Here is a 26,463-nt window from a genome sequence, read left to right as displayed (position 1 = left end):
GCCAAGGGGAGCGTGCCCACCCGGTGTCGTCACGACACCGGGTGGGCACGCCCCGCGAGCGGCGGCCCGTCCCGGAACGCCACCTCCGGTCGACCTGCGCCGACCGCCCCGGGTCGCCGAGTCTTCATCGACCCGTCGGCGCGATCTTGCGCCCCGTTCACGGGATCCGAAGGGTTCTCCCAGCCTCCGCCGAAAGTGTGGAGAGGTCTCAGCTCACCCACCCCGGGCACTCACACCGGGGCCCACGAGAGGCTTCTCCGTGCACACTTCCACCATCGTCAAGGCGGGGCTCGTCGGCACCCTCGCCGCTGCCGCCGCCTTCGCCCTCGGCGGGTCCTCCGCCGACGCCTACGGCGGTCTGCCCGTCGTGGGCGTGCCGCACGCCAACCCGAAGTTCGGCGTGCAGGGCAACGTCCTCACCCCCTCGGCCGGCCAGACGTCCGTCGCCTGGGGCAACCTGCCCCTGACGAACCCCGACACGGCCAACGGCGTGACGCACTACGGCTACAACACCCTCGACGGCGCGCCCCTGACGCAGACGACGAACGAGGCGCACAAGACCGAGCCCGACAAGAACGTCTACCTCGTCCTCGGCGGCAGGCACTACCTCTACCAGGGCCACGAGACCGGCCCGCGCGGTTACGTCACGCGCATCAACCTCGACGAGACCGACCCCCTCAAGCGGGTCACGCTGATCTCCGACACGGACGTCGCAGGCAACGCCTACCCGACGATCGACGGCATCATGTGGGACCCGTTCACGAAGCAGCTGCTGCTCACCGCCGAGTCGAGTGCACCCAAGGGTGGTGTCTTCGCAGTCGGCCTCGACGCGAACGGCGACCCCGTCGACGGTGGCCGGGCGACGCGCCTCGCGGCGCTCGGCTCCGGTGGCTTCGAGGGCATCCAGAACGACGCTGCCGGCAACGTGTGGATGCTCGAGGACATCGGCGGTGCCGGCGCGAGCGGCGGCAAGGTGCCCAACAGCTTCGTCTACCGTTTCGTGCCGAACGACCAGAGCGACCTCACCCGGGGCGGGAAGCTCCAGGCGCTGCAGATCAGGCGCGCGGACGGCACGCCGGCCACGACGTCGCAGCTGCAGTCCAACCCGTCGGACCCGTTCATCCGCGAGCTGCACACGTACGGCTCGTCCTTCGCGACGACGTGGGTCACGATCCACACGGGCACGACGGAGGCGTTCGACGCCACGGCCGCTGCCAAGGCTGCGAACGCCACGCCGCTCAAGCGCCCCGAGAACGGCGTCTTCCGTCCCGGCACGGGCTACAAGGAGTTCTACTTCACCGAGACGGGTGACACGAGCACCTCGAGCACCCTCCCGGGCGCCTACGGCGGCGTCTTCCGCATCTCGCAGACGAGCTCGACCGCAGACACCGGTCGCATCTCGATCGCCGCGGTCGGGGACGTCGAGCACACCGGCTTCGACAACATCACCTTCGCGACCAAGGACGACCTGCTCGTCGTCGAGGACGCCGGCGACGGCCTCCACACCCAGCGCAACGCGCTCGACTCCGGCTACGTCTTCAACCTCGCCGACGGCCGCGACCAGGAGGGATCGTATGCCGCCGGGCGGGGTCGCGCTCCGAGGCCCGTCCGCTTCCTGGCGGAGGGCCGCGACGCGTCTGCGACGTTCGACTCGATGAGCGGCCCGTCCTACAACGACGGCGACAACGAGATCACCGGCATCCACGTGTCCGACGGCGACCCGACGGTCGGCGGCCTCCTCGGTGCCAAGCTGCCCCAGCCCACGACGTCGACCGCCTGGCGGACGTTCTGGACCCAGCAGCACGGCGACAACACGACGTGGGAGATCAGCTGGAACGGTGACCGCCAGGGCGAGCAGCACTGACCGGACATCACTCGGTGCAGCGACGAGGGCCCGGTCACGCGATCCGCGTGGCCGGGCCTTCCACGGCGCGTTCCCCGGGTGCTTCACTGGAGAGTCGCGCGGCGCCGACACCGGAGGAGGTATGCCGTGACGTACGTCGGAGACACCGGTGAGGTGAGTGCCCGCGTCCATCCGGTCGCCGAGCACCCGAGCCGTCCGGGTGTCGGCAGCATCGTCGCGACCGGCGCCCAGACCGACGGCGACTTCGGGCTGTTCCGGGCCGAGTTCCGTCCGGGGACCGACGTGGCGGCCCACTTCCACCGGACGTTCTCCGAGTCCTTCTACGTGCTGGCCGGCTCGCTCGACGTCTTCGACGGGGCCCGGTGGGTGACGTCGTCGTCCGGGGACCTCGTCCACGTGCCCCGCGGTGGGATCCACGGTCTCCGGGTCGCGGGCGCCGAGTCGGCGGAGGTCCTGACGCTCTTCACGCCCGGCATCCCGCGCGAGCGCTTCGTCCTCGAGCTGCTCGAGATCTCGACGTCCGGACGGCAGCTGTCACCGAGCGAGTGGACCGAGTTCTACGCGCGCCACGACCAGTTCATGGTGTGAGGAGCCTTCCGGAGCGATCTGGCCGCTCCGGTCACGACCGCCGCGCCGTGCCAGATGGCGGTCGCGTGCGCATCGAGGTCGCCTCACCCTGCGCCTCGCCCGTGAGTCAGATGCCCTTCGCCGCCTCGATGAGCGTGTCGGCGGCGAAGCGCAGCCCCTCGAGCTGGTCGAGCTCCTGGTCCTCGTGCTCGATGTTCACCGGCATGTCGGGGTCGACCTGGTGCAGGGCGCGGAGGAACTCGGTCCAGTAGGCCGTGTCGTGCCCGCGGCCGACGGCGACGAAGTCCCACGACGGGGTCTTGGGCCAGCCGCTGAGGGTCGTGCCGCCGCCGAGCGGCAGGTAGCCCTGCTCACCCTCGGCGACGCGGTCGAAGGAGTCGTCGATGACGCCGTTGACCTTCGCGGCGTCGTTGACGCGCGTGTCCTTGGCGGCCGCGATGAAGACGAGCTCGCCGAGGTCGGCGACGGCGAGGACGGGGTCGATGCCCTGCCAGAAGAGGTGGCTCGGGTCCATCTCCGTTCCGACGTGGGTCGCGCCGGTCTCCTCGACGAGGCGGTGCAGGGTGCGCGGGTTGAAGACGATGTTGCCCGGGTGCATCTCGATGGCGACGCGGACGTCCGCGTCGACGGCCCGAGCCTGGATGTCCTTCCAGTAGGGGACCGCGACGCTCCACTGGTGGTCCTGGACGTCGAGGAAGGGGCTCCACCAGGGGAGCGGGTTCCACACGGGGACAGAGGTGCCCGGCTCGCCGCCGGGAGCGCCCGACATCGTGATGACGCGCGGGACGCCGAGGAGCGCGGCGAGCTCGATCGAGTCGACGAGGTCCTGCGAGTGCGGGAAGCCCGCGGCCGGGTGCAGCGGGTTGCCGTTGCAGTTGAGGGCGGTCAGGGTCAGTCCGCGCGAGCTGTACTCGCCGAGGTAGTCCTGGCGGGCCTGGTCGCTCGCGCGGAGGTCGTCGACGGGCAGGTGGATGGGCGGCAGGAAGCCGCCGGAGTTGACCTCGACGCTCGTGAGCCCGAGGCTCGCGATCATGTCGAGGGCCTCGCCGAGGGGCTTGTCGCCGAGGCAGGCGTTGTAGGCGCCGAGCTGCATGGTCGTACCTTCCGAAAGTGTTTGGGGTGGTGGGGGACTCGAGCGAGTCAGGCGAGCGGGACCGCGGCGCCGTCGGCCGCGGCCGACCGCGTGACCGCGTCGATGATGGTGAGATCGCGCAGGCCGTCCTCGAAGGTCGCGACGGGCGGCAGGCCCTCGATGCCGGCGACCTGCTCGAGGAAGGCGCGGCACTGGTAGCCGAAGAGGTCGGCGACGCCGAAGGAGACGCCGGGGAAGTCCATCGGCAGGCCGCCCTTGACGTAGGGGTGCGCGGGACCGGCGAGCACCTGGTTGTAGCCGTCCAGGCCGTCGTCACGCAGCTTGCGGATGACGGAGAACTCGGCGGGACGGTCCATGTCCCACTTGGCGGCTCCGTGCTCGGCCATGAGGTCGAAGGCGAGCGAGTTGGCGTGCCCGGGGGCGATGCGCGAGATCGAGAAGGTGCCGACGGCGCCGGACCCGAAGTGGGCGGTGAAGGTCGCGACGTCGTCGTTCTCGACCGGCTCGCGCACGTCGGACAGCTCGGCCCTGGCGTGGCCGTAGGTCGTGCCGAGCGGTACGGCGCGATCCGTGACCTTCGTCGTGAACGTCGCGCCGCTCACGGAAGCCATGGGGCCGCAGAGGAACTCGGCGAGGTCGATGAGGTGGCTGCCGATGTCGGCGAGCGCTCCTGTGCCCTGACCACCCTTGTAGCGCCACGCCATCGGGGTCTCGCGGCTGCGGGCGTAGTCGCACCAGTAGCGGCCGTTGAAGTGGCTGACCTCGCCGAGCTCGTCGCGCAGGAGGTCGCGGATCGCGGCGACGGCGGGCTGGCGGCGGTAGACGAACGCCGTGCCGGTCGCGAGGTCGGGGTGCATCTGGGCGGCCGCGATCATGGCCCGCGCGTCGTCGATGCTCGCCGCGATCGGCTTCTCGCAGAGCACGTGCTTGCCGGCGTCGAGGAGGGACTCGACGATCTCGCGGTGCAGGTGGTTGGCGACGACGACGCTGACGACGTGGACGTCGTCGGCGGTCAGCAGCTCACGCCAGTCGGTGCCGTGGCGCTCGTAGCCGTAGCGGGCGGCAGCGTCCTCGGCGACGGCCTCGTTCGCGTCGACGACGGCGGCATACCGGATGGGGGGCAGCGGCGGGTCGAAGAGCGTGGGGGCGGCGCGGTAGCCGGCGCAGTGCGCCCGGCCCGCCATGCCGGCGCCGACGACGGCGACGCCGATGGGTGACTGCGTCATGGGATGTACCTCTCTGGACATCTGGGTCAGGGGTCAACGAGCGTTTTAAAGCGCTTTAAGTTACGATGCCTCCAGTGTGCGGAGCGCCCCTCGCGCCTGTCAACACTTTGTTCTGACAATCTGTCCTGAGTCCGTCCCGATGCCGCCCCCCAGGAGGAGCCGTATGCCGTCCCGTCCCGCGCGCCCGCGCCTCGAGGACGTCGCCTCCCGGGCCGGCGTCAGCACCGCATCGGCATCCCTCGTCCTGCGCGGACGCCCCGGGCCGGGTGCCGCCACGCGCGAGGCCGTGCTCGACGCCGCCCGTGAGCTCGGCTACCGCGCCGACCGCACCGCGAGCCTCCTCGCCCGGCGGCGCACCCAGCTGCTCGGCGTGACGATGGACGTGCGCAGCACCTTCCACGCCGAGCTGCTCGAGGACCTCCAGGCCGCCGCCGACGAGCGGGGCTACGACATCGTCGTCAGCCCCCTGACGCGCACCCGCGACGAGCGCCGCGCCGTCGAGTCGCTCCTCGACTTCCGGTGCGAGGCGCTGCTGCTGCTCGGTCCGCGGCTGCCCGACGCCGAGCTCGCGGCCCTCGCCGAGGAGCACCACGTCGTGGCCATCGGCCGTCGGGCGCAGGCGGCCGGCGTGGACGTCGTGCGTGCGGCCGACGACGTGGGTGTTGGCCTCGCCGTCGAGCACCTCGTCGGGCTGGGGCACCGCGACATCGCCTTCGTCGACGGGCCCCGTGGTCCGATCGCGACGTTGCGCCGGCAGGGCTACCGCAGCGCCATGAAACGCCTCGGCCTCGCGGACTCCGTGCACGTCGTCGACGGCGGGGGAGACGAGGAGTCCGGCACCCGCGCCGCAGCCACCATCCTCGCCCCCCAACCGTCGAAAGGCCGTAAACCGGGGCCGGCCGACGGCCGCGAGGCCACCCGAGATCGTGTGCGTATGCCGTCCGCCCTCGTCGCGTTCAACGACCGGGCCGCGCTCGGCCTCCTCGACCGCCTGCGGCGCGAGGGCGTCGACGTGCCCCGGGACGTCTCGGTCGTCGGCTACGACGACAGCCTCATCGCCCGGCTCGCGACCGTCGACCTCACGAGCGTCAGCCAGATCCACGAGGCGATGGCGACGGCCGCGGTCGAGGCAGCGACGCAGCGCCTCGACGACGGGCGCACCGAGTCGGTCGAGCTGGTCCTCGAGCCGCAGCTCGTGGTCCGCGGCACGACGGCACCGCGCGGTGACGCGACGACCCGGCGCGGCGGCATACGCGAGCCGTGAGGGCCCGCCCGTCGGTGCGGCGGGCTACGGTCATTTCATGGCCGACAAGCTCACCCGCCAGGCGGCGTCCGACGCCTTGCCCACGTGGCGGTTCCTGCTCCAGCGGATGCACCTCACGGTGCGGGCGCCCGACGTCGCGACGGCGTTCGACTTCGTCGCGCGGGTCGGCGCCGTGGCGGCGCCCCTGGGTCGGCAGCCCGACCTCGACGTCCGTGGCGCCGTCGTCCACCTCGCCGTGTCGACCGAGCCGGCAGGCGGCGTCAGCGACGACGACATCGCGGTCGGTCGGGCCGTCGACTCGGTCGTCGCCGACATGGGGCTGACGTCGGAGCCCGGGACCCTCACCGTCGTCGAGATCGCCATCGACGCCATGGACATCGACGCGGTCCGGCCCTTCTGGGACGCCGTCCTCGGCTGGGACGTCATCGCCCGCGACGACGTGCAGGACCCGCTCCGCCTGGGACCGGCCGTGTGGTTCCAGCAGATGGACGAGCCGCGCCCGCAGCGCAACCGGATCCACCTCGACGTCACGGTCGCCCACGACGAGGCGGCCGGCCGCATCGAGCGGGCGCTTGCCGCCGGAGGCCACCTCGTCTCCGACGCCAGGGCGCCGGCCTTCTGGATCCTCGCCGACCCCGAGGGCAACGAGGCGTGCATCTGCACCTGGCAGGGGCGCGACCCCGTCCCGACGGGCTGACGGGCGCGACTCAGCCGGTGAGGACGTCGGTGACGAGTCGTGCGAAGAGCTCTGGGTCGTCGACCCATGGGAAGTGGCCGGCGCCCGGCTGCACGACGCAGCCACCGTCGGCGAAGACCTCGGCGAGCTCGACGCCGAGATCCGGCCCCGGCATGAGGTCGAGCTCGCCGACGACGACCCGCACCGGGGTGACGAGCGCGGTCAGCGCTGCCCGCGTCGCCGTGGCATCGACCGGCTCGGAGCGGAAGGCCCGGGTGCCCTCGCGGTTGCGCTGGGCGTCGTCCGTCGCCGCGTGCTGCTGCGCCGCGACGGTCCACGCCCCGTAGAGGAAGGGCGACATGGCCTGCCGTCTCGCGGGTGAGTCGTCGTCGGACTCGAGGGCGGCGTGTGCCGCCGCGAACCACGGCTCGCCAGAGCGAAGCGCGACCCGGGCCTCCCACTCGTCGTCGTCGATGTCGAGGCCCGCCGCCGCCGTGCTCGGCGTGACGAGGACGAGGCGGCGGACCCGCTCGGGGTGGCGGGCGGCGTACAGCAGGCACACCGACGCGCCGGCGGAGTGGCCCAGGAGCTCGAGGCGCTCGAGCCCGAGGTGGGTGCGCAGGGCCTCGAGGTCGTCGGCGAGCCGCGACGGGCCGTATGCCGTGAGGTCGGCAGGCCTCGGTGACGCGCCCGTGCCGCGCGGGTCGGGGACGACGAGCGCGCGCCCGGCCACGTCGGCCAGCCCGCCGAGGTCGCCGAGGTAGGCGGCGTCGCGCGCGGGCCCGCCGGGCCAGACGACGAGCGGGTCGCCCGTGCCGTCGACGCGGTAGGCGAGCTCGGAGCCGTCGTGCGACGTGAAGGTCGGCATGGCTCCCACCGTGCCAGCCGGACCGACCGTGGCGCCTGCTCTTTTGCGCGCCGCTCAGCCGGCGGTCGCGTCGGCGGCGGCCAGCGCGACGAGGTCGGCGATCTCGTCGGGGTGCGTGAAGAGGTTGTTGTGCGACCCGCCGAGCAGCGACGTGCGGACGCGGGGCGCGCTGCCGGCCGACCCGGCCAGCTGGTCGAGCCACGTGACCGGCACGAAGGCGTCGTGCACCCCTGCCGTCACCGTCACGGGCACCGGCAGGTGCGCGATCCGCTCCTCCGGGGCGTCGCGGAGCCCTGACCGGAGCATCGCGACGATGCCGCCCCGGCCCCGGTAGACCTCCATCGCGTCGACCTGGTCGAGGCGGTCGTCGCGGTAGGCGAAGGGAGTCGCACGGGCCAACCGGTGCAGGCGGCGCTGCTCGGGCGCGAAGGTCGTCCCGGCGAGCACGAGCGAGAAGTCGCGGCGGCGGGCGCTGAGGGCGAGGGCGGCGGTCAGCGCCGCCTGCCCGCCCGTCGAGTGGCCGAGGACGACGACCGGGTGCCCGGCGGCCTGGGCCTCGATCCACCGGGCGGCCGTCAGGCCCGTCGCGTGGATGGAGGGGCTCGTCGGCCGCGGCAGGTCGGAGCCGAAGCCCGGCAGGTCGAGCACCGTGCAGGCCAGGCCACGGGCGACGAGGGCCCGGGCCGTGGGGATCGTGTAGAAGGGCAGTCCGAGCCCGGGGAGGAGGACGACGAGCGGTGTCGTGCGAGGCTCGTCGCCGCCGAGCGACAACGACCGGACGACGCGACCCCGGAGGCTCGTGAGCTGCACGCGCACGTCCGGCCCGACGTCGCGGCCGAGCACGTCACGCGGCTTCACGAGGGCGCGCCGCGGCCAGCGACAGGAGCCGTGCTGGCGCGCACGACGAGCTCGGGCTCGATGACGACGGGGTCGGCGTGCGCCGTGCCGGACCCTCCCTCGGGGGACTCGCGGTCGAGCCGGTCGGCCAGGGTGCGCACGGTCTCGGATCCGAGGCGCTGGGCGTCCTGGCGCACCGTCGTCAGGGCCACGTGCGGGTAGCCGGCCTCGGTGATGTCGTCGAAGCCGACGACGGACACGTCACCGGGCACGCGGAGCCCGGCCTGCCGCACCACGTCGACGAAGCCGATCGCGCACCGGTCGTTGAACGCCGCCACGGCCGTGGGCCGTTCGCGCGCGCCGAGCGCGAGGTAGGCGCGGGCCGCCTCGGCTCCCTCGAGCTCGCTGACGCCGCCCGGCAGGACCCTCTCGGTCAGGGCCGGTGAGCGGCGCATCGCCGTGCGGTAGCCGCGGCGCCGCTCTGACGCGCCCGCGGTGCGACCGCCGTCGAGGAGGGCGATCCGCCGGTGGCCGAGGCCGCGGAGGTGCTCGACCGACAGGCGCAGCCCCGCGGCGTCGTCGGTGCGGACGACCCCGACGCCGCCGCCGGGGACGGGCCGCAGGACGCTGACGACCGGGAGCCGTGCGGCCAGGCGCTCCAGGTGGGCCGCGCCCTGGCTGCTGCCGAGCAGGATGATGCCCTCGCACCGCTCGGCGAGCAGCGTCTCCACAGCGGCCGCCTCCGAGCGCGACGGCGTGACGCCGCTCAGCACCAGCTCGTAGGCCGCCGCGTCGGCGTGCGTGTAGAGGCTCTCCAGCAGGTCGCCGTGGAAGGCGTGCCCGACGCTGAAGGTCACGCCCAGCGTCCGGGTGCGGCTGCTGCCGAGACGGCTGGCGCGGGTGTCGGGTCGGTAGTCGAGCTCGCGTGCGGCGGTGAGGACGCGCTCGCGGGTCGCCTCGGAGGCGCCGGCGACACCGCGGAAGACGATCGACACGAGGGCGCGCGAGACGCCGGCACGTGCGGCGACGTGCTCCATCGTGACCCTCTCGCTGCCCACGTCGCGACTCTAGAGCGCTCCATGGCCATGGGCCAGCCCTTGACCGGCGCGGCGGTGGAGCGCTTCAATGAGGGACGAACTAGAGCGCTCTAGTCCCTCTCTGCGAAGGAGCAGCCATGACGCGCATCGACCCGGTCCGCATCGGTCTCATCGGCGCCGGCCGCATCGGCACCCACCACGCCACGACGTTGGCTCGGAGGCTCGGTGAGGCCGAGCTCGTCGCCGTCGCCGACCCCCGGGCCGCCGCGGCGGAACGCCTCGGCGAGGAGCTCGGCGCCCCGTGGACCACCGACCCGCAGGCGCTCATCGACGACCCCCGGGTCGAGGCCGTCGCCATCACGTGCGCCAGCACGGCGCACGCCGACCTCGTCGTCGCCGCCGCGGGGGCCGGCAAGGCCGTCTTCGTCGAGAAGCCGATGGCGATGACCCTCGCCGACGCCGACCGCGCGGTCGCCGCGGCCCGAGCTGCCGGCATACCCCTGCAGGTCGGCTTCAACCGGCGCTTCGCCAGCGACTTCGCCGCCGCCCACGAGACGGTCGCCGCCGGGGGCATCGGGACGCCGCAGCTGCTCCGCTCGCTCACCCGTGACCCCGGGCTCGCCGACCCGGCCGGCGTGCCGCCGTGGACGATCTTCACCCAGACGCTCATCCACGACTTCGACGCGCTCAACTGGTTCAACGCCGGCGCGACGGCCGTCGAGGTCTCCGTCATGGCCGACGCCCTCGTCGCGCCCGACTTCAAGGACGCCGGCCTGCTCGACACCGCCGTCGTGACGATCCGCTACGACAACGGGGCGATCGCCGTCGCCGAGGCGAGCTTCTCGGCTGCCTACGGCTACGACGTGCGCGCCGAGGTCTTCGGCTCGGCCGGGATGGTCACGGCCGGGAGCCCGGCCCACCTCCGCACCGCGCACTGGAGCGCGGCCGGGGTCGCGAGTCCGACGGCCCGCGCCGACACCGACCTGTTCACCGACGCGTATGCCGCCGAGCTCGCTGCCTTCTGCGCCGCGGTCCGCGCCGGCGGGCCCACGCAGGTCGGTGGTGAGGACGCGCGCGCCGCGCTGCGGATCGCGCTCGCCTGCATCGAGGCCGTCGAGACCGGTCGCACCGTGACCATCCGCGACACCGACCGCGTGACGACCGGAGCGGGTGCCTGATGGCGAGCCCGTTCACGCTCGCGGTGAGCGCCGAGATGGTCTACCTCGACCTGCCCTTCACCGAGCGGGTGCGGCGCATCCACGCGCTCGGCTTCGAGGTCGAGATCTGGGACTGGACGCGGCACGACGTCGACGAGCTCGTCGCCCTCCGTGACGAGGGCGTCGTCTACTCGTCGATGACCGGCTACGTGCGCGGCCGGCTCGGTGACGACGAGGGAGCGAGTGAGCTGCTCGCGACCGCGGCCGAGTCGGTGCCCGTGGCGCGGCGGCTCGGCATCCCGCGCCTCAACCTCCACGGCACGGGCCTCGACGACCGGGGCCTGCCCGTGCGTCCCGAGCCCATGGCGACGGGACCGATGTGGCTGACGGCCCAGCGCACGCTCGGACGCATCGCCGAGCTGGGGGAGCGCGAGGGCGTCATGTTCGTCCTCGAGAACCTCAACACCGCCGTCGACCACCCCGGCGTGCCCTTCGCGACCGCCGCCGACTGCCTGGCTCTCGTCGAGGCCGTCGACAGCCCGCACCTCAAGCTGATGCTCGACCTCTACCACGCCCAGATCGGGGAGGGGAACCTCATCGAGCTCTGCCGCCGGGCCCTGCCGCACATCGGCGAGGTCCAGGTGGCCGACGTGCCCGGTCGTCGCGAGCCCGGCACCGGGGAGATCGCCTATCCGGCGATCGCGCGGGCCCTCGTCGAGATGGGCTACGCCGGTCCGATCGGTCTCGAGGGCTTCGCCTCGGTCGACGACGAGGTCGCACTGAAGCGCTTCCGCGACGCCTTCACTCCCGAGCCGTCGTCGCCGGCGCCCTGAGCGGAGCCGCGTCGGGCACGACGGCCCGGGACGCTCGCCGGCGGGCAGGCTCAGCTCGTCGACTCCATTGCCGCGGCGACCCGCTCGGCCGACTCGCGCATGGCCTCGTCGGAGATGTTGGGCAGGACGTCCTCCCACAGCGGCAGCATCGGGCCGTTGGCGTCGAGCATCCCGAGAGGTCGCGGCATGAGCCAGACGTGGAAGTGCGCTCCGCCGTCACCCCACCGGTAGACGTGGACCCGGCCGACGTCGCCGAGCGCGAGGATCGCGCGCTCGACGCGGGCCAGGACGAGACCGAACGACGCCGCGACCGCCGCCGGCAGGTCGACCAGGGAGTCGACGTGCTCGCGGCTGGCGAGCCAGACGGTGCCGGGCAGGCTGCCCCCGACGGCGGGGTGCAGGGTCCAGTGCTCGTCGCTCCAGACGCTGCTGCTCGTGTGGTGGGAGCACACCCCGCACTCCTCGCCGCCCGGCTCTCCGCGACGCGGCGGCTCGGGAACGATGCGGGGGGACGGGGCGCGTGAGGTGAGCGGACCGGACCAGGGGAGCGTGTCGAAGCTGGTCGGGACGAGGTCGGGCGCGGGGGCGGTTCGTGTGGTCATGACCCGATCCTGCGCCGACGTGACGCCTCGGACCTGATCGTCTTTGCGGTCCTCCGACGCGGGTCCGCGTCAGCCGCGGGAGCTGATCCAGTGGGGGAGGATGCCGCTCGCGAGCGCGGCCGCCCGCAGCGGCGCCGCGAGCTCGGCGACCCGGCGCGTGCCGTCGAGCCCGAGGTGGGCCCAGCCCTCGAGGGCCATCCGGTCCGTCTCGCGCTCGAGGTCCTTGCGGAAGGCGAGGCCGTGCTCGGTCAGACCGTCGCCGTCGACGAGCCCGCGCTCGGTGAGCCGCTCGACGCCCGCCGCCCACTCCTCGTCGGACCAGCCGCGGCTCGACCGCATGAAGCCGGTGCTGCCGGAGAAGAGCCCGCCGATGACGATCGACTCGACCGGGTCGAGCCCGGCGCGCAGCAGGGCCGCCACGTGGCCGTCGCCGCGGTGCTCGCGGATGAGCGTCGCGGCGTGCCAGAGCGCGAGGCGCGGCTCGTCGGGCCACGCGAGCCCGGCGTGGGCGGCATACAACGGGCGGCCGGGGGCCGTGAGGCCCGCGCAGACGGCGCGGGCGAGGTCGAGCAGCTCGCTGACGTCGGTGTCGCCGACGACACGGTCGAGCACGACTGCCATGCCGTCGCGCCGGGCCTGCTGCACCTGCTCGGGGCTCGCGACCGCCCACGACGCGGGCAGGGCCTTGGCGTGCAGCCACGGCGCGAAGACGTAGAACGTCGCGGTCGGCACCTCGGGCCCGACCGCACCGAAGGCCGCCGAACGGGCGGCGAAGTAGCTGAGGCGCGGGTGCAGCCCGAGGGCGACGTAGGCGTCACGCACGTCGTCGGCGAAGTAGCCGAGCACGTGGAGCGTCTCGAGGCCTCCCCACGCCTGTCGCGAGGCCCGGATGAGGTCGACGTCGTCGGCAGCGCGGCTCATGACCAGCACCCTAGGCGCCGTGGCTCAGCGCACGACGAGGGCCAGCGCCGAGACGACGGTCGCGGCGAGCACGGCCTGGTCGAAGCGGGTCTGGCTGAGACGCCGCGCCGTGTGCAGCCCGACCCACGTGCCGACGAGCACGAGGGGGGCGAGCAGCGCTGTGCGCCAGAGGGTCTCGAGGCTGAAGAGGCCGAGTCCGATGCTGAAGGGCACCTTGCAGAGGTTGACCCCGAAGAAGAAGAGCGCACCCGTGCCGAGGAAGCGGCGCTTCTCGACCCCCTGGGCGACGAGGTAGAGGGTCATGACCGGGCCTGCGGCGTTCGCCGTCATCGTCGCGAAGCCTGCCGCCGCGCCGGTGCCGAGCGCAGCCGCGCGGGAGGAGCCCACCCGGGCCGTGTCGGGTGAGCGCCACGTGAGGACGAGCTGGAGCGCCGCGAGGACGAGGAGCAGGCCGCCGATGGCCCGGCGCAGCGTGTCGTCGTCGACCCACGAGAGGAAGAGGGCGCCCAGGGCGAGCCCCGGCAGCACGGCCGGGATGAGCCGCTTGAGCAGGCCGAGGTCGGCGTCACGGCGGTAGTGCCAGACGGCGACGACGTCGCCGATGAGGAGGAGCAGCAGGATCGCCGCCGTCGACTCCTTCGTCGGCAGGACGAAGGCGAAGATCGCGATGGAGATGCTCGCGACGCCGCCGATGGCCGTCTTGGCGAAGCCGATGAGCAGCGCGGCGACCCCGAGCAGCACCAGCGACGCGACGGTCATGGAAGCGCAGCGTATGCCGCCGGCGCAGCGTCCGGGCGCCCGTCCGTCGCGGGTGGACCCGGTCTCAGACCCCGAGGGAGGCGCCGAGCTTGCCGAGCAGCCGGGCGAGCGTGGCCCGCTCGCTCGCCGTGAGCGGCTCGAGCAGCCGCTCCTCGTTGGCGAAGTGCTCGGGCGCCGCGCGGTCGATGAGCTCGCGCCCCTTCCCGGTGAGGACGACGATGCGGCTGCGACGGTCGTCGTCCGCGACGCGCCGCTCGACGAGGCCCGCGCCCTCGAGCCGGTCGAGGCGCTTCGTCACGGCGCCCGACGTCACCATCGTCTGGTCCATGAGCTCGGTGGGTGTCAGCTCGTAGGGCTCGCCGGTGCGGCGCAGGGTCGCGAGCACGTCGAAGTCGCCCTCGCCGAGACCGTGCGCGTTGTAGACCTTCACGAGCTCGGTCGTCAGGGCCAGGGCGACGCGGTGCAGCCGGCCGATGACGAGCACCGGGGTGACGTCGAGCTCGGGACGGACGGCCGCCCACTGGTCGACGACGTGCTGCGCGTGGTCCTCGTGGTGGTCCATGACGGGAATATATCTTCTCCGGAAGGTATTTTATCTTCCATGGAAGGCAATCGGTCGAGCTGGGCGGACGTCGCGACGACGGCGCTCCCCGCCGCCATCTGGGGGTCCACGTATGCCGTCACGCAGCAGTGGCTGCCACCCGACCGTCCGCTCTTCGCCGCCACCGTGCGGGCCCTGCCCGTCGGCCTGCTCATGCTCCTCTGGCTCCGACGCCTGCCTCGGCGCGACTGGTGGTGGCGCTCGCTCGTCCTCGGCTCGCTCAACATCGGCCTCTTCTACGCGCTGCTCTTCCTCGCGGCCTACCGCCTCCCGAGCGGGCTCGGGGCCACGCTCGTCGCGACCGCCCCGATGGTGACGATGGGCGTCTCCCGGCTGCTCCTGGGTCAGCGCCCCGCCCGGGTCTCGGTGGCCGCCGGTCTGGTCGGCCTCGTCGGGGTCGCGCTGCTCGTCCTCCAGAACGGGCTCGACAAGCCCCTCGACCCGGTCGGCCTCGGGGCCGGCTTCCTCGCCGTCGTGCTCTCGTCGGTGGGCTTCGTCCTGACGAGGAAGTGGTCGCCCACCGACGACGTCGTCACCATGACGTCGTGGCAGCTCGTCGCCGGCGGCCTGGTGCTGCTGCCCATCGGGCTCGTCGTCGAGGGCGCACCGCCCGCGCTCGACCTGCCGGCCGTCGGGGCCCTCGTCTACCTCGGCCTGCTCGGCAGCGGCGTCGCCTACGTCCTGTGGTTCCGCGGCCTGGCGATCCTCGGCCCGACGTCGGCCTCGATCATCGGCCTCGTCAACCCGGTCGTCGGCGTGCTGCTCGGTGTCGCACTCCTCGGCGAGCACTTCGGCCCCGTGCACCTCGTCGCCATGGTCCTCGTCGTCGGCAGCGTCCTCGCCGCGCAGGAGCCGATCCGGGCCCGCCTCGCCCGTCGCGCCGCGCCGGCCAGCGCGCCGACCGTCCCGATGGGCGACACGGCGGTGCCGGTCAGCCGTTCGTGAGCACCCCGGCCAGGCGGACGACGGAGCTGATGACGGCATACGGCAGGACGACGGTGAAGACCGCCGCGACGGCGCCCCACCACGCCCAGCGCCAGGCGAGCCCTCCTGTCGTGCCGCGACGGTCGGCGCGGAAGACCGACCACCACCGGTTCCGTGCCAGCGGCCCCCACGACCCACCGTCGCGCGGCAGGAACGGGTGCCACCAGTCGCCGGTGCGACGCGCACGCAGCGCCTCGACGAAGACCGGGCGCGCGATCACCCACCAGCCACCGGCCACGATCGCGACGACTCCGAGCAGCATGACGACGGCGAAGGCCCTGGTCGCCCACAGCAGCAGCACGAGATCGGTGTTCCCCTGTTCCACGCGCCGACCCTAGCTGCACAGCGCGACCGCGGCGGACGGCATACGGCCGCCTCTTCCCACCGGGGCCCGGGCGGGTAAGGCTGTGGCATGGCCACCGACACCGACCACACCTTCGACGTCATCGTCATCGGGCTCGGACCGGGGGGTGAGCACGTCGCCGGGAGCCTCGCCGAGCGCGGCCTGCGCGTCCTCGGCGTCGACCGCCGGCTCGTCGGAGGTGAGTGCCCCTACTGGGGCTGCATCCCGTCGAAGATGATGATCCGCGCCGCCGACGCGCTCGCCGAGGCCCGTCGCGTGGAGGGGCTGGCAGGCTCGGTCGGCGAGGTGACGCCCGACTGGTCCGTCGTCGCGAAGCGCATCCGGGAGGAGGCCACCGACGACTGGGACGACAAGGTCGCCGTCGAGCGACTCACCGGCAAGGGTGCGACGTTCGTCCGCGGGACGGCGCGCATCGCGGGGCCCGGGCGCGTCGACGTCGACGGCACCGCCTACACGGCGACCACGGGCATCGTCGTCAACACCGGCACGACGGCTGCGATCCCGCCCGTCGAGGGTCTAGCGGACACGCCCTACTGGACCAACCACGACATCGTCGAGGCCAGCGAGCTGCCCGCCTCGGTCGTCGTCCTCGGCGGCGGCGCCATCGGCTGCGAGCTGAGCCAGGTCATGGCCCGCTTCGGCGTCGACGTGACCGTCGTCGAGGCCGCCGACCGCATCCTCGCCCTCGAGGAGCCCGAGGCCTCAGCGGCGCTCGCGACCGCCCTCGAGGCCGACGGCGTCACCGTCCGGCAGGGCGTCGGCGCCGAGAAGGTCACGTACGACGGCACCGCCTTCAGCGTGACGCTCGCCGACGGCTCGACGCTGACGGCGGAGAAGCTCCTCGTCGCCACCGGTCGCCGCGCCGACCCCGCCGCGGTCGGGCTCGACACGGTCGGCGTCGCCGAGGACTCGCGCACCGCGCCCGTCGACGACCGCTGCCGTGTCACCGACGGCGTCTGGGCCGTCGGCGACATCACCGGCAAGGGCGCCTTCACGCACGTCTCGATGTACCAGGCGGGAGTCGTCATCCGTGACGTCCTCGGCGACGACGGCCCGCCGGCGGAGTATGCCGCCCTCCCGCGCGTCACGTTCACCGATCCCGAGGTCGGTGCCGTCGGGATGACCGAGCAGCAGGCCCGCGAGAAGCTCGCCAACGTCCAGGTCGGCGTCACGCCGCTCGGCGAGACGACCCGCGGCTGGATCGCCAAGGCCGACGGCCTCATCAAGGTCGTCGCCGACGCGGACCGCGGCGTCCTCGTCGGCGCCACGACGATGGGGCCGGCCGGGGGAGAGGTGCTCGGGGCGCTCGCCGTCGCCGTGCACGGCGAGGTCCCGATCGAGCGGCTGCGCTCGATGATCTACGCCTACCCGACCCTGCACCGCGGCATCGAGGACGCCCTCGGCCGCCTCGCCTGACGCCGCGGGTCGCGCCGACGGACGACCGTTGGTCGGCGCCAGTGCGCTCCTCCGGCGTGTCGCACGGCGTGTCGGGGCGGTCCGACGAGCAACGGTCGTCCGTCGGCAGCAGGCCGCCGAGCGGCGAACGCCGGGCGACGTTCCGGTGAGCGCGGCGCGGCGCGCGGGCGACGAGTGTCCGGGCCTGCGTGGGCGGCTCGATCCGGGCGATACGGTGAGCGCATGGCACAGCGACTGCTCGCCCTCGACCTCGACGGCACGACTCTCAACCACATGGGCGAGCTCTCCGATCGCGTCCGCGACGCCGTCCAGGCCCTGCCCGACGACGTCGCCGTCGTCATCGCGACGGGCCGCTCGATCATCGCGACGACGCCGATCCTCGAGGCCCTCGGGCTGCGCCAGGGCTACGCCATCTGCTCCAACGGCGCCCTGACGCTCCAGCTCGACCCGTCTGCGGCAGAGGGCTACTCGATCATCGACATGGTGACCTTCGACCCCCGGTCGGTGCTCGAGAAGATGCGCGTCGCCCTCCCCGACGCGCTCATCGCCGTCGAGGAGCCCGGCGTCGGCTTCAAGGTGAGCAGGCACTTCCCCGACGGTGAGCTCATGGGTGAGTCGCGCGAGGTCGAGTGGGACGAGCTCATCGCGCACCCCGTCACACGCGTCACCCTCCGCCAGCCCGAGGCCACGGCCGAGGAGTTCATGGAGATGGTCGAGCGCGCCGGTCTGCACGGGGTGTCGTATGCCGTCGGCTGGTCCGCGTGGCTCGACATCAACCCCGAGGGCGTGTCCAAGGCGAGCGCCCTCGAGCTCGTCCGCCGCCAGCTGCGCGTCGAGCCGATCCACACCGTCGCCTGCGGCGACCAGCGCAACGACCTCGAGATGCTGCACTGGGCCGCGTGGGGCGTCGCCATGGGCAACGCCCCCGACCAGGTCAAGGCCGTCGCCGACGAGGTCACCGGTCACGTCGACGAGGACGGTCTCGTCCCGGTCCTCGAGGCGGTGGCTCAGGCCGCCCGCGAGGGCGTCGCCTTCCGCGACGGGGTCGAGTCGGCCGCCACGGCCCGGCTCGAGCTCTAGCCCGGACGGCGGGTCGTCGCGTGCCGATCGTCTTCGTCCACGGCGTCGCGGTCCGTGACGAGGACGCGACCCTCGCCCGGGCGACGCGGGCCTTCGGCGAGGTGCCGTGGCCCGCCATCGAGGCGCAGCTGCGCGAGCACGTCGCTCCCGCCGTGTCGGACGACCCCGGTGGCGTGCCGATCATGCGGATCTACTGGGGTGACCTCGGCGCGCACTTCGCCTTCGGCGGCCGGTCCCTCGTGTCGCGACCCCTCGACCTGCCGGAGGCCGCCGAGGAGGCGGTCGCAGAGGCGGTCGAGGAGGCGGTCGTGGACGCGGTCGACGACGTCACCCCCGAGCCGAGACGCATCCGGCGGCTGCGGGGGGCGGCGACGTCGCTGCGCCGGCCGCTCGAGGACTTCGTGCCGGTCTTCCTCGGCGACGTCCTCACCTACGTCTCGACGCGCGGCAGTGCGGGGGCTCCGGGGCCGATCATCGAGCGCGTCCTCGCCGGCCTCGACACCGCGGCCTTCGCCGCCGAGAGCCGGGGCGAGCCGCTCGTCGTCCTCACCCACAGCATGGGCGGGCAGATCGTCTACGACCTCGTCACCCACTTCCTGCCGCGGATGCCCGAGCACCGTGGCATCCGCATCGACTACTGGTGCGCGGCCGCGTCGCAGGTCGGACTCTTCGAGGAGCTGGGGCTCTTCCTCGAGAGCGCGCCCGACCGTGGACCCGGCCCGGCGGCATACCCTCCCCGCGAGCACCTCGGCGGCTGGTGGAACGTCTGGGACCACGCCGACCTGCTGAGCTTCCGCGCGGAGGGCATCGTCGAGGGCGTCGACGACTCGGCGTTCTTCGCCGCGGGCAGTCTCGCGACCGACCACTACCGCTACCTCGCGAACGCCGACTTCTACCGCGCCCTCGCCGGCCGCGTCCGTGCCAGCATCGGACGACCGGACGGTCGCTGAGCCCTCGCCGGAGGTTTCTCGAGGGCCCGTGTCGAGACGCGTGCGGCCCGTTCGACGTAGAGGTGAGCAGGGCCCGACGGCCCCGCGCCGACCGCAGGAGGAGACCGCCATGCGCTTCATGATCATCGTCCACGCCACCCCCGAGACCGAGCAGGGCACGACCGGCACCGAGCAGCAGTTCGCCGACATGCAGGCCTACAACGAGGAGATGCTCAGGGCCGGCGTCTTCGTCGACGGCCAGGGGCTGCACCCGACCGCCAAGGGTGCGCGGGTCACCTGCGAGGACGGCGACTGGGTCGTGACCGACGGGCCGTTCGCCGAGGCCAAGGAGCTCATCGCCGGCTTCACGATCATCGACGTCAGCTCTCGCGAGGAGGCGCTCGAGTGGCTCCGCAAGTGGCCGGTCTCGTGCGCGCCCGACCCCGGTCAGGCGCTCGAGCTGCGGCAGGTCTTCTCCCCCGAGGACTTCGGCGACGCCTTCACGCCCGAGCTGCGCGAGCGCGAGGAGCAGATGCGGGCCGAGGCCGCTCGCAACGCCGCCGGCGGCTGACCGGCACCGGTCACGCGACACGGCCCCCACGAGCGCGTATGCCGTGTGGCGGGGTCGGTGACCCCGGTTCGTGCCAGAGTGTCCGGGTGTCATCCACCGCCGAACCGGGCCTGCGATCCGACGACGTCCAGCGCACGCTGGAGGCCGTGTGGCGCATGGAGGCCGCCAAGGTGACGGCCGTCGTGGCCCGCCTCGTCGGCGACGTCGGCCTGGCCGAGGACCTCGCCCAGGACGCGTTCGTGCAGGCGCTCGAGCAGTGGCCCCGCGACGGCATCCCGACCAAGCCGGGGGCCTGGCTGACCTCGACCGCCCGGCGTCGGGCCATCGACCGCATCCGTCGCGACGTCAACCTCGCGAGCAAGCTGCAGCAGGTGGGACACATGGAGGAGCTGCGGGTGGCCGAGCTGGCCGAGGGCGACTTCGACGTCGCGCTCGAGGACATCGACGACGACGTCCTCGGCCTCGTCTTCGCCGCGTGCCACCCTGCCCTCACCGCCCAGGCTCGGATCTCCTTGACGCTGAGGATGATCGGCGGTCTGACGACACGCGAGATCGCCCGCGCATTCCTGACGACAGAGCCGACCGTCGCCCAGCGCATCTCGCGCGCGAAGAAGACCCTGAGCCAGGACGGCGTCACCATCGAGGTGCCGTCGGGCGCCGAGCTCGCGCCGCGCCTCGCGTCGGTCCTCGAGGTCGTCTACCTCATCTTCAACGAGGGGTATGCCGCGACGTCGGGCCGCGACTGGGTGCGCGGCGACCTCATGGAGGAGGCCATCCGGCTCGGGCGCGTGCTCTCGGCGCTCGCACCGAGCGAGCCCGAGGTGCACGGCCTCCTCGCCCTCATGGAGATCCAGGCCTCGCGCACCCGCGCCCGCATCGGCCCCCACGGCGAGCCGGTCCTGCTCCTCGACCAGGACCGCACGAAGTGGGACTGGGCCCTCATCCGCCACGCGCTCGCTGCCCTCGATCGGGCCGTGTCGCTCGTCGACCCCGCCCGGGGAACCGCCGGTCCCTACGTGCTGCAGGCCGCCATCGCCGCCTGCCACGCCCGCGCCCGGACGCCCGAGGCCACCGACTGGCCGCGCATCGTCGCGCTCTACGCCCAGCTCGGTGCCACCCGTCCGTCGCCCGTCATCGAGCTCAACCGCGCGGTCGCCCTCTCCTACGCCGAGGGTCCGGCCGCGGCGCTCGAGGTCGTCGACGGGCTCGTCGCCGCCGGGGCTCTTGCTGACTACCACCTCCTGCCGAGCGTCCGCGGCGACCTGCTCGCCCGCCTCGGCCGCGACGAGGAAGCCCGGGCCGAGTTCGCCCGCGCGGCAGCCATGACGCAGAACGATGCCGAGAGGGCCCTCCTCCTGCGACGCGCGGCCGGCGACGGCTGAGCGGCCCGTCAGCCCCCACCGCCGGCCAAACCGCCGATCCGCCGACGGGGTGGATGTATCAGGACTACCGTCGAGTCACCCTGCACTGACAACGGCTGTCGATCGGGTGGAGGTCTGCCATGGCCGTGGTGCACCAGAGCTGTGTCGGCTACGGCGCCGAGCCCTTCGCGTCGCTCGTCGCCGACTACCCCGGTGACGACGTCTACCCGTCGGCCGACTTCCGCACGGAGTGGGGCCCGGTCTTCCACCGCGGCCGGCTCGACGGCAGCGCCCGCGTGCTCGTCCTCGGCCAGGACCCCGCGACGCACGAGGCGATCTCGCGCCGCATCCTCGTCGGTGAGGCCGGCCAGCGCGTCCAGGGGCTGCTGGCCAAGGTCGGCGTCCACACGGCATACGCCATGGTCAACGTCTACCTCTACAGCGTCTTCGGCCAGGCGGCCGGGAGCCGTCACGCGAAGGACGCGGCCATCGCCGCCTACCGCCACCGCTGGCTCGACGCGCTGCTCGTCGGTACCGAGGTCACGGCCGTGGTCGCCCTCGGTGACCTCGCCAGGACGGCGTATGCCGCGTGGGCGCGGACCCAGCCCGACACCGCGGCGTCGCTGCACCTCGCCGCGATCCGGCACCCCACGTACGCAGAGGGATTCGCGCGTGCGTCGGGCAAGCCGCTCGCCGAGACGACGGCGGCCCAGCTCGCGAACTGGAACGAGCACCTCCCCGACCTCGCCGCGCACGTGACCCCCGAGGGGCCCACCGACCTGACGCCGTATGCCGCCACGTGGGGTTCCACGGACCTCGCGCCCATCCCGGAGGTCGACCTCCCACCCGGCGCGCCCGGGTGGTGGCGCGACGTCGACGCGTGGGCGACCCGCACCGGCGACGACAAGCAGACGAAGCGCGCGACGATCAGCGTCGTCGTCCCGAAGGGAGCCCGCACATGGCCAGCTCTGTGACCCGGCCGGCGCGACCCAGCGCCGGCACGAAGTCCGCCCTCGAGCACTGGGAGCCGGGCGCGTCCGGCGGCGGCCCGGGCCCGTTCGCCAAGGCGTACGCCCGGGGCATCACCGAGGAGCTGCCCGAGCCGACGCGCCGCTCCCGGGCGCTGCCCCCGGCGCCGTTCGCGCTGCACGGAGCCGTCATCACGCCCGACGGGGCCTGGTCGAGCGGCTACGTCACCGTCGCGAACGGGGTCATCGGCCGCGTCTCGAAGCGCAAGCCGACCGACGTCGCCGTGCTCGAGACCGACGGCGTCATCCTGCCGGGCCTGCTCGACCTCCACGGCCACCCCGAGTTCAACGTCTTCGCCGCCTGGGAGCCGCCCAAGCTCTACGACAACCGCTACGCGTGGCGCCGCTCCAAGCCCTACCAGGCCCTCGTCCGCGACCCGCAGAACATCCTGCTGACGCAGGTCCCGCCCAAGACGCAGACCCGCTACGCCGAGGTGCGTGCGCTCGTCGGCGGCGTCACCGGCATCCAGGGTGCCTCGGGTGCGAGCAGCGCGTCGTCCGAGCCGCTCGTGCGCAACCTCGACCAGTGGGCCTTCGGGGCGCACCGGGCGCGCTCGATGATCGACCTGCCCTCGGGGTCGTTCGGCCTGCCGAGCTTCGAGGCCGTCATGAAGCGGATCGGTGCCGGTGACGTCAACGCCTTCTACCTCCACCTGTCCGAGGGTCGGCGCGGGGATGCCGTGAGTGCCAAGGAGTTCCAGCGCTTCCTCACCCTCGGCGGTGCGACGTCGGCGACGAACATCATCCACGGCAGCGCCCTGACCGCCGACGACCTGCACACCGTCGCCGAGCTCGGCTGCCGGCTCGTGTGGTCACCGCAGTCCAACCTGCGCCTCTACGGCGAGACGACCCTCGCGGGCGAGGCGATCGCGGCGGGGATGCCCGTCGCGCTCGGTGCCGACTGGCTGCCCTCCGGGTCGACGAGCCTCCTCGCCGAGATGAAGGTGGCCCGCCGCGAGCTCGCGCGCCAGGAGCACCCGATCGCCGCCGCCGACCTCGTCGCCATGGTGACCTCGGTCGCTGCGCGGCTGGCCGGGCTCGACGACCACCTCGGATCCGTCGCCGAGGGCCGGCCGGCCGACCTCGTCGTCCTCGAGCGGCACCACCCCGACCCCTACGAGAACGTGTGCCTCGCCGACCCGTCGTGGGTCGAGCTCGTCTGCATCGGCGGCGACGTCACCTACGGCCGGGCCGACTGGTTCGGCCGGCTCTCCGGCGCCGCGACCGGCACGACGATCGAGGACCTCACCGCCTGGGGCAAGCCGATGCGGCTCGACACCGGCTTCCAGGGTGGCACCGACGTGCCGTCCCTGACGGCCGTCCGCACGGCGCTCACCGCCGCCTACCCCGCCGTGGGCCCGATCTTCGCCTGACGGCATACGCCCGCCAGCGGAGCGCGATGGTGCACCTGGCGGCACACCCCGGGGACGGCCACCCACCGTGTCCGGTGGGCCGCTGACCCCGACGGGTGCGGCTGCGGTCGGGTCGGGCCGATGACCCACGAGGTGCTGCGTGCCTGCCCGGTGACGTGCCCGAACACGATCCGAACACGACCCGGACCGAGGCTTCACCTGCGTGCGCGAACGTAGGGGTCATGAACACCGACACCCGCCGGACGACCGGCCTCAAGCGCTCCTCCACCGCCCTCGGTGCGGCCGTCCTCGTCCTCGGCAGCCTGGCGCTCGGCGCCTGCTCGAAGACCGACGCGACCGGCACCGCCGCCAGTGCCATCGGCGCCGCGCCGCGGCAGGACTCGGCAGCGACGGACGGCGACACCATCGACCTCGTCTCCGCCGCCGTCGACACCCCGGCCGTCGACGACGCGTCCCAGGGCGCCGACGCCGGCGCGACGGACCGCAAGGGCCTGCGGACCCGGATGCTCCGCGCGCTGCACGGCACGTGGGTCACCCAGGGCAAGACCGGCCCGGTCACCCACCAGGCGATCCGCGGCGACGTCACCGCCGTGTCCGCCACCTCGGTCACCGTCAAGGCCAAGGACGGCTTCTCGCAGACCTTCACGGTCTCCGGCGACACGAAGGTCCGGGTCCGCTCGAACGGCAAGGGCGCCGACTCGACCATCGGGGCCGTCAGGGTCGGCTCCAAGGCTCTCGTGACCGGCGTCGGCGCGACGAACCCGACGGCCCGCGTCGTCGTCTTCAAGGTCACGACGTCCCAGCCCGGCGGCTCTCCCTCCCCGAGCGCGACGAGCTGAGACGCGGCACCCCGCCCGGGGACGGGCCGGACGGGGTGGCGGCAGACGAGGGAGGCGCCCCGCACCCAGCGGGACGCCTCCCTCATGACGGTCGACACGGCATACGACCGCGTCTGCCGTGTGGCCGGCTGCTCGGGCCGGCTCGTCAGGCCTGCGGCACCGACGACGTCTCGTCCTCGGGCTCGTCGGCCTTCTCGGCGTCCACCCGCCGGTTGGCGAGCAGGCTGGTCACCGTGACGACGGCGAGGATGCCGATGATGACGCCGAGCGAGAGCAGCGTCGGGATCTCCGGGACGCCCGGCCACACGCCGTGGGCCCAGTGGAGGACGAGCTTGACGCCGATGAAGGCGAGGATGAGCGACAGGCCGTGGCCGAGGTGGACGAGCTTGGCCAGCGCGCCCTCGAGGACGAAGTAGAGCGCCCGCAGACCGAGCAGGGCGAAGGCGTTCGTCGCGAAGACGAGGTAGGGGTCGCCGGTGATGCCGTAGACGGCCGGCACGGAGTCGATGGCGAAGACGATGTCGGTGCCGAGGATCGCGACGGCGACGAGGGCCAGCGGCGTCAGGGCCCGCTTTCCATCCTGGCGGACCGTGAGGTTCGTGCCCGCGTAGGTGTCGGTGACGGGGTAGAAGCGACGGATCAGCTTGACGCTGCGCAGCTGGTCGACGTCGATGCTGTGGTCGGTGTGCGACAGGGCGTCGCGGCCGACCTTGACCGCCGTCGCGAGCAGGATCGCGCCGAAGAGCAGGAAGGTCCACGCGAAGCTGGCGATCATCTGCGCGCCGAGCGCGATGAAGATGCCGCGGAGCAGGAGGGCGCCGCCGACGCCGATGAGCAGCACCCGCTGGCGCAGCTCGCGCGGCACGGCGAACGCCGACAGCAGGATGATGAAGACGAAGAGGTTGTCGACCGAGAGCGACTTCTCGACGATGTAGCCGGTGTAGTACTCGACGCCCTGCTGGGAGCCGTACTGCCACCAGAGCCAGCCGCCGAAGACGACGGGGATCGCGATGTAGAAGGCCGACCAGCCGATCGCCTCGCGCATGCTCGGGTCGTGCGGGCGACGGGTGATGAGGAAGTCGATGACGAAGAGGGCGGCGACACCGGCGATCGTTGCGATCCACAGCGTCGGCGAGCCGATCGACTCGGCCGACCCGGTGGGCGGCGGGGTGGCGGCGGACAGGGCAGTGAGCATGGGTCTCCTCAGAACGTGATGTCTGAGGTCTCCTTCACCGACTGCCGTCGGCCACGGACCGGGGTGGTCGTCGGACCACCGTACTGACCGGATCGCGCGAGGAAGTACTCCCCTCACCGGTCATTCTACGGGTGGCCGGGCCGCCGCTCAAACGGGCTGTCGAGGGTTGTGGACTCGGTCTCCGGCCCAGACCTCGGGCTCAGGCCTCGCGGGTGGCCCGCATCGCCCGACCGGCGAGCTCGTCGGAGCTGACCGGGCGCGCGCCGGCGGTCCAGTCGGCCTCGTCCTTGGCGTACTGCAGCCCGTAGGCCGGCTGGCCGGGCTGGGTGCGCCAGCCCTCGGCGAGCGGGCCGAGGTCGAGGGTGTCGTAGCCGATGGCGTCGAACGCCCGGCGCACGGCGTCCTTCGCCGTGGCGTCGTCACCGGCGATCGCGAGGGCGCTGCGGCCGTCGGCGCCGGAGTGCAGCAGCGGCTGGGCGAGGTCGCGCAGGTGCTGGAAGAAGATGTTGTTGAAGCCCTTGACGACGTGCGACTGCGGCAGGTGCGCCTGGAGCAGCTCGGAGCTCGTCGTGGAGCCGTCGTCGAGGGCGTCGATCTGCCCGTCGCGCTGGGGGTAGTAGTTCATCGTGTCGATGACGGTCTTGCCGGCGAGCTCGTCGACGGGCACGTCGCGGTAGGCCTTGAGCGGGATCGTCACGACGACGAGGTCGCCGGCCGCGGCCGCCTCCGGCGCCGTGGCGGCACGGGCGTGCGGGCCCAGCTCGGCCACGAGGTCCGCGAGGGTCTCGGGACCCCTGCTGTTGCTCAGCACGACGTCGTGTCCGGCCGCGATCGCGAGCCGGGCGACGGTGCTGCCGATGTTGCCGCTGCCGATGAAGCCCCAGGTGGTCATGCCTGCACAACCGCCGACACGTCCGTCCCATTCCGCAGGATCGGGGCCGTCTCGAAGCGGTCGCTGCCGAGGGCGTATGCCGTCCGCCGCTACGGTGCGGCCGGC

General features: G+C 73.2%; 27 protein-coding genes. 15 read left to right on the top strand and 12 right to left on the bottom strand.

All coding sequences use genetic code 11. The features are described from left to right. The first annotated feature begins 259 nt into the window (after positions 1-259). Both ACSQ2D_RS19440 and ACSQ2D_RS19435 read left to right on the top strand, forming a co-directional pair. On the top strand, positions 260-1,864 hold the full coding sequence (locus ACSQ2D_RS19440; protein WP_435987553.1) for an alkaline phosphatase PhoX: 1,605 nt from the start codon (positions 260-262) through the stop codon (positions 1,862-1,864). A 126-nt stretch (positions 1,865-1,990) separates the two neighbouring features. Then, positions 1,991-2,452 carry a cupin domain-containing protein gene (locus ACSQ2D_RS19435; RefSeq protein WP_435987552.1) on the top strand — a complete coding sequence of 154 codons (462 nt, stop codon included), beginning with the start codon at positions 1,991-1,993 and terminating at the stop codon, positions 2,450-2,452. 106 nt (positions 2,453-2,558) lie between these two features. On the opposite strand, the gene ACSQ2D_RS19430 is transcribed toward ACSQ2D_RS19435, so the two are convergent. Together ACSQ2D_RS19430 and ACSQ2D_RS19425 are read right to left on the bottom strand one after the other, a co-directional pair. Continuing rightward, on the bottom strand, positions 2,559-3,545 hold the full coding sequence (locus ACSQ2D_RS19430) for a sugar phosphate isomerase/epimerase family protein (protein ID WP_435987551.1): 987 nt from the start codon (positions 3,543-3,545) through the stop codon (positions 2,559-2,561). A gap of 47 nt (positions 3,546-3,592) precedes the next feature. Further along, the gene (locus ACSQ2D_RS19425; RefSeq protein WP_435987550.1) at positions 3,593-4,771 is read right to left on the bottom strand and encodes a Gfo/Idh/MocA family protein; all 1,179 of its coding nucleotides are present in this window, start codon (positions 4,769-4,771) and stop codon (positions 3,593-3,595) included. A gap of 163 nt (positions 4,772-4,934) precedes the next feature. On the opposite strand from ACSQ2D_RS19425, the gene ACSQ2D_RS19420 reads away from it, so the two are divergent. Then, positions 4,935-6,035: a LacI family DNA-binding transcriptional regulator gene (locus tag ACSQ2D_RS19420; RefSeq protein ID WP_435987549.1), complete on the top strand. Its 1,101-nt coding sequence runs from the start codon at positions 4,935-4,937 to the stop codon at positions 6,033-6,035. A gap of 37 nt (positions 6,036-6,072) precedes the next feature. After that, the gene (locus ACSQ2D_RS19415) at positions 6,073-6,732 is read left to right on the top strand and encodes a VOC family protein (protein WP_435987548.1); all 660 of its coding nucleotides are present in this window, start codon (positions 6,073-6,075) and stop codon (positions 6,730-6,732) included. Positions 6,733-6,742: 10 nt separating this feature from the next. Here ACSQ2D_RS19415 and ACSQ2D_RS19410 read toward each other — a convergent pair whose 3' ends face one another. From ACSQ2D_RS19410 to ACSQ2D_RS19400, 3 genes are read right to left on the bottom strand one after another with little or no spacing between them, the layout of a single operon-like run. Beyond that, positions 6,743-7,579 (bottom strand): alpha/beta fold hydrolase, encoded by an 837-nt coding sequence (locus ACSQ2D_RS19410; RefSeq protein ID WP_435987547.1) that lies wholly within the window; start codon positions 7,577-7,579, stop codon positions 6,743-6,745. A gap of 54 nt (positions 7,580-7,633) precedes the next feature. Beyond that, positions 7,634-8,437 carry an alpha/beta fold hydrolase gene (locus tag ACSQ2D_RS19405; RefSeq protein WP_435987546.1) on the bottom strand — a complete coding sequence of 268 codons (804 nt, stop codon included), beginning with the start codon at positions 8,435-8,437 and terminating at the stop codon, positions 7,634-7,636. Continuing rightward, entirely contained in the window at positions 8,434-9,474 is a 1,041-nt protein-coding gene (locus ACSQ2D_RS19400; RefSeq protein ID WP_435987545.1) for a LacI family DNA-binding transcriptional regulator, read from the bottom strand. The genes ACSQ2D_RS19405 and ACSQ2D_RS19400 overlap by 4 nt, the downstream gene beginning before the upstream one ends. Before the next feature lie 116 nt (positions 9,475-9,590). Here ACSQ2D_RS19400 and ACSQ2D_RS19395 point away from each other — a divergent pair, with 116 nt between their 5' ends. Both ACSQ2D_RS19395 and ACSQ2D_RS19390 read left to right on the top strand, forming a co-directional pair. Next, the gene (locus ACSQ2D_RS19395; RefSeq protein ID WP_435987544.1) at positions 9,591-10,631 is read left to right on the top strand and encodes a Gfo/Idh/MocA family oxidoreductase; all 1,041 of its coding nucleotides are present in this window, start codon (positions 9,591-9,593) and stop codon (positions 10,629-10,631) included. Further along, on the top strand, positions 10,631-11,443 hold the full coding sequence (locus ACSQ2D_RS19390; RefSeq protein WP_435987543.1) for a TIM barrel protein: 813 nt from the start codon (positions 10,631-10,633) through the stop codon (positions 11,441-11,443). The genes ACSQ2D_RS19395 and ACSQ2D_RS19390 overlap by 1 nt, the downstream gene beginning before the upstream one ends. 50 nt (positions 11,444-11,493) lie before the next feature. Here the strand turns inward: ACSQ2D_RS19390 and ACSQ2D_RS19385 are convergent, their stop codons facing one another. The 4 genes from ACSQ2D_RS19385 to ACSQ2D_RS19370 all read right to left on the bottom strand — a co-directional run bounded on the left by ACSQ2D_RS19385 (position 11,494) and on the right by ACSQ2D_RS19370 (position 14,287). Beyond that, entirely contained in the window at positions 11,494-12,045 is a 552-nt protein-coding gene (locus ACSQ2D_RS19385) for an HIT family protein (RefSeq protein ID WP_435987542.1), read from the bottom strand. Positions 12,046-12,114: 69 nt separating this feature from the next. Next, positions 12,115-12,966: an SCO6745 family protein gene (locus tag ACSQ2D_RS19380; RefSeq protein ID WP_435987541.1), complete on the bottom strand. Its 852-nt coding sequence runs from the start codon at positions 12,964-12,966 to the stop codon at positions 12,115-12,117. A 24-nt stretch (positions 12,967-12,990) separates the two neighbouring features. Further along, entirely contained in the window at positions 12,991-13,725 is a 735-nt protein-coding gene (locus tag ACSQ2D_RS19375) for a sulfite exporter TauE/SafE family protein (RefSeq protein WP_435987540.1), read from the bottom strand. 64 nt (positions 13,726-13,789) lie between these two features. Further along, on the bottom strand, positions 13,790-14,287 hold the full coding sequence (locus tag ACSQ2D_RS19370; protein WP_435987539.1) for a MarR family winged helix-turn-helix transcriptional regulator: 498 nt from the start codon (positions 14,285-14,287) through the stop codon (positions 13,790-13,792). 39 nt (positions 14,288-14,326) lie between these two features. Between ACSQ2D_RS19370 and ACSQ2D_RS19365 the strand changes: the two genes are divergently transcribed. Further along, on the top strand, positions 14,327-15,271 hold the full coding sequence (locus ACSQ2D_RS19365; RefSeq protein ID WP_435987538.1) for a DMT family transporter: 945 nt from the start codon (positions 14,327-14,329) through the stop codon (positions 15,269-15,271). On the opposite strand, the gene ACSQ2D_RS19360 is transcribed toward ACSQ2D_RS19365, so the two are convergent. After that, positions 15,258-15,635 (bottom strand): hypothetical protein, encoded by a 378-nt coding sequence (locus tag ACSQ2D_RS19360; protein ID WP_435987537.1) that lies wholly within the window; start codon positions 15,633-15,635, stop codon positions 15,258-15,260. The genes ACSQ2D_RS19365 and ACSQ2D_RS19360 overlap by 14 nt on opposite strands. Positions 15,636-15,722: 87 nt before the next feature. On the opposite strand from ACSQ2D_RS19360, the gene ACSQ2D_RS19355 reads away from it, so the two are divergent. The 8 genes from ACSQ2D_RS19355 (at position 15,723) to ACSQ2D_RS19320 (ending at position 24,271) form a co-directional block, all read left to right on the top strand. Further along, positions 15,723-17,090 carry a dihydrolipoyl dehydrogenase family protein gene (locus ACSQ2D_RS19355; protein WP_435987536.1) on the top strand — a complete coding sequence of 456 codons (1,368 nt, stop codon included), beginning with the start codon at positions 15,723-15,725 and terminating at the stop codon, positions 17,088-17,090. Positions 17,091-17,312: 222 nt separating this feature from the next. Beyond that, positions 17,313-18,170, top strand: a complete 858-nt coding sequence (locus ACSQ2D_RS19350) for an HAD family hydrolase (protein WP_435987535.1) — start codon at positions 17,313-17,315, stop codon at positions 18,168-18,170. 20 nt (positions 18,171-18,190) lie between these two features. Further along, complete coding sequence (locus ACSQ2D_RS19345; protein ID WP_435987534.1) at positions 18,191-19,120, top strand: hypothetical protein; 930 nt, start codon at positions 18,191-18,193, stop codon at positions 19,118-19,120. A gap of 109 nt (positions 19,121-19,229) precedes the next feature. Then, entirely contained in the window at positions 19,230-19,670 is a 441-nt protein-coding gene (locus tag ACSQ2D_RS19340) for a YciI family protein (RefSeq protein ID WP_435987533.1), read from the top strand. A gap of 155 nt (positions 19,671-19,825) precedes the next feature. Further along, the gene (locus ACSQ2D_RS19335; protein WP_435987879.1) at positions 19,826-21,052 is read left to right on the top strand and encodes an RNA polymerase sigma factor; all 1,227 of its coding nucleotides are present in this window, start codon (positions 19,826-19,828) and stop codon (positions 21,050-21,052) included. Positions 21,053-21,171: 119 nt separating this feature from the next. Then, positions 21,172-22,005: a uracil-DNA glycosylase family protein gene (locus ACSQ2D_RS19330; RefSeq protein ID WP_435987532.1), complete on the top strand. Its 834-nt coding sequence runs from the start codon at positions 21,172-21,174 to the stop codon at positions 22,003-22,005. Beyond that, positions 21,990-23,432 carry an amidohydrolase family protein gene (locus tag ACSQ2D_RS19325; protein ID WP_435987531.1) on the top strand — a complete coding sequence of 481 codons (1,443 nt, stop codon included), beginning with the start codon at positions 21,990-21,992 and terminating at the stop codon, positions 23,430-23,432. Before ACSQ2D_RS19330 ends, ACSQ2D_RS19325 begins: the two co-directional genes overlap by 16 nt. Before the next feature lie 221 nt (positions 23,433-23,653). Further along, entirely contained in the window at positions 23,654-24,271 is a 618-nt protein-coding gene (locus ACSQ2D_RS19320; RefSeq protein WP_435987530.1) for a hypothetical protein, read from the top strand. Positions 24,272-24,416: 145 nt separating this feature from the next. Here ACSQ2D_RS19320 and ACSQ2D_RS19315 read toward each other — a convergent pair whose 3' ends face one another. Next, positions 24,417-25,466: a TerC family protein gene (locus tag ACSQ2D_RS19315; protein ID WP_435987529.1), complete on the bottom strand. Its 1,050-nt coding sequence runs from the start codon at positions 25,464-25,466 to the stop codon at positions 24,417-24,419. A gap of 199 nt (positions 25,467-25,665) precedes the next feature. Then, positions 25,666-26,358 (bottom strand): NADPH-dependent F420 reductase, encoded by a 693-nt coding sequence (locus ACSQ2D_RS19310; protein WP_435987528.1) that lies wholly within the window; start codon positions 26,356-26,358, stop codon positions 25,666-25,668. Between the last annotated feature and the right edge of the window lie 105 nt (positions 26,359-26,463).

The organism is Terrabacter sp. LjRoot27, from assembly GCF_964254175.1.
GTDB lineage: Bacteria > Actinomycetota > Actinomycetes > Actinomycetales > Dermatophilaceae > Terrabacter.
This window is presented reverse-complemented; position numbering and strand designations above follow the sequence as displayed.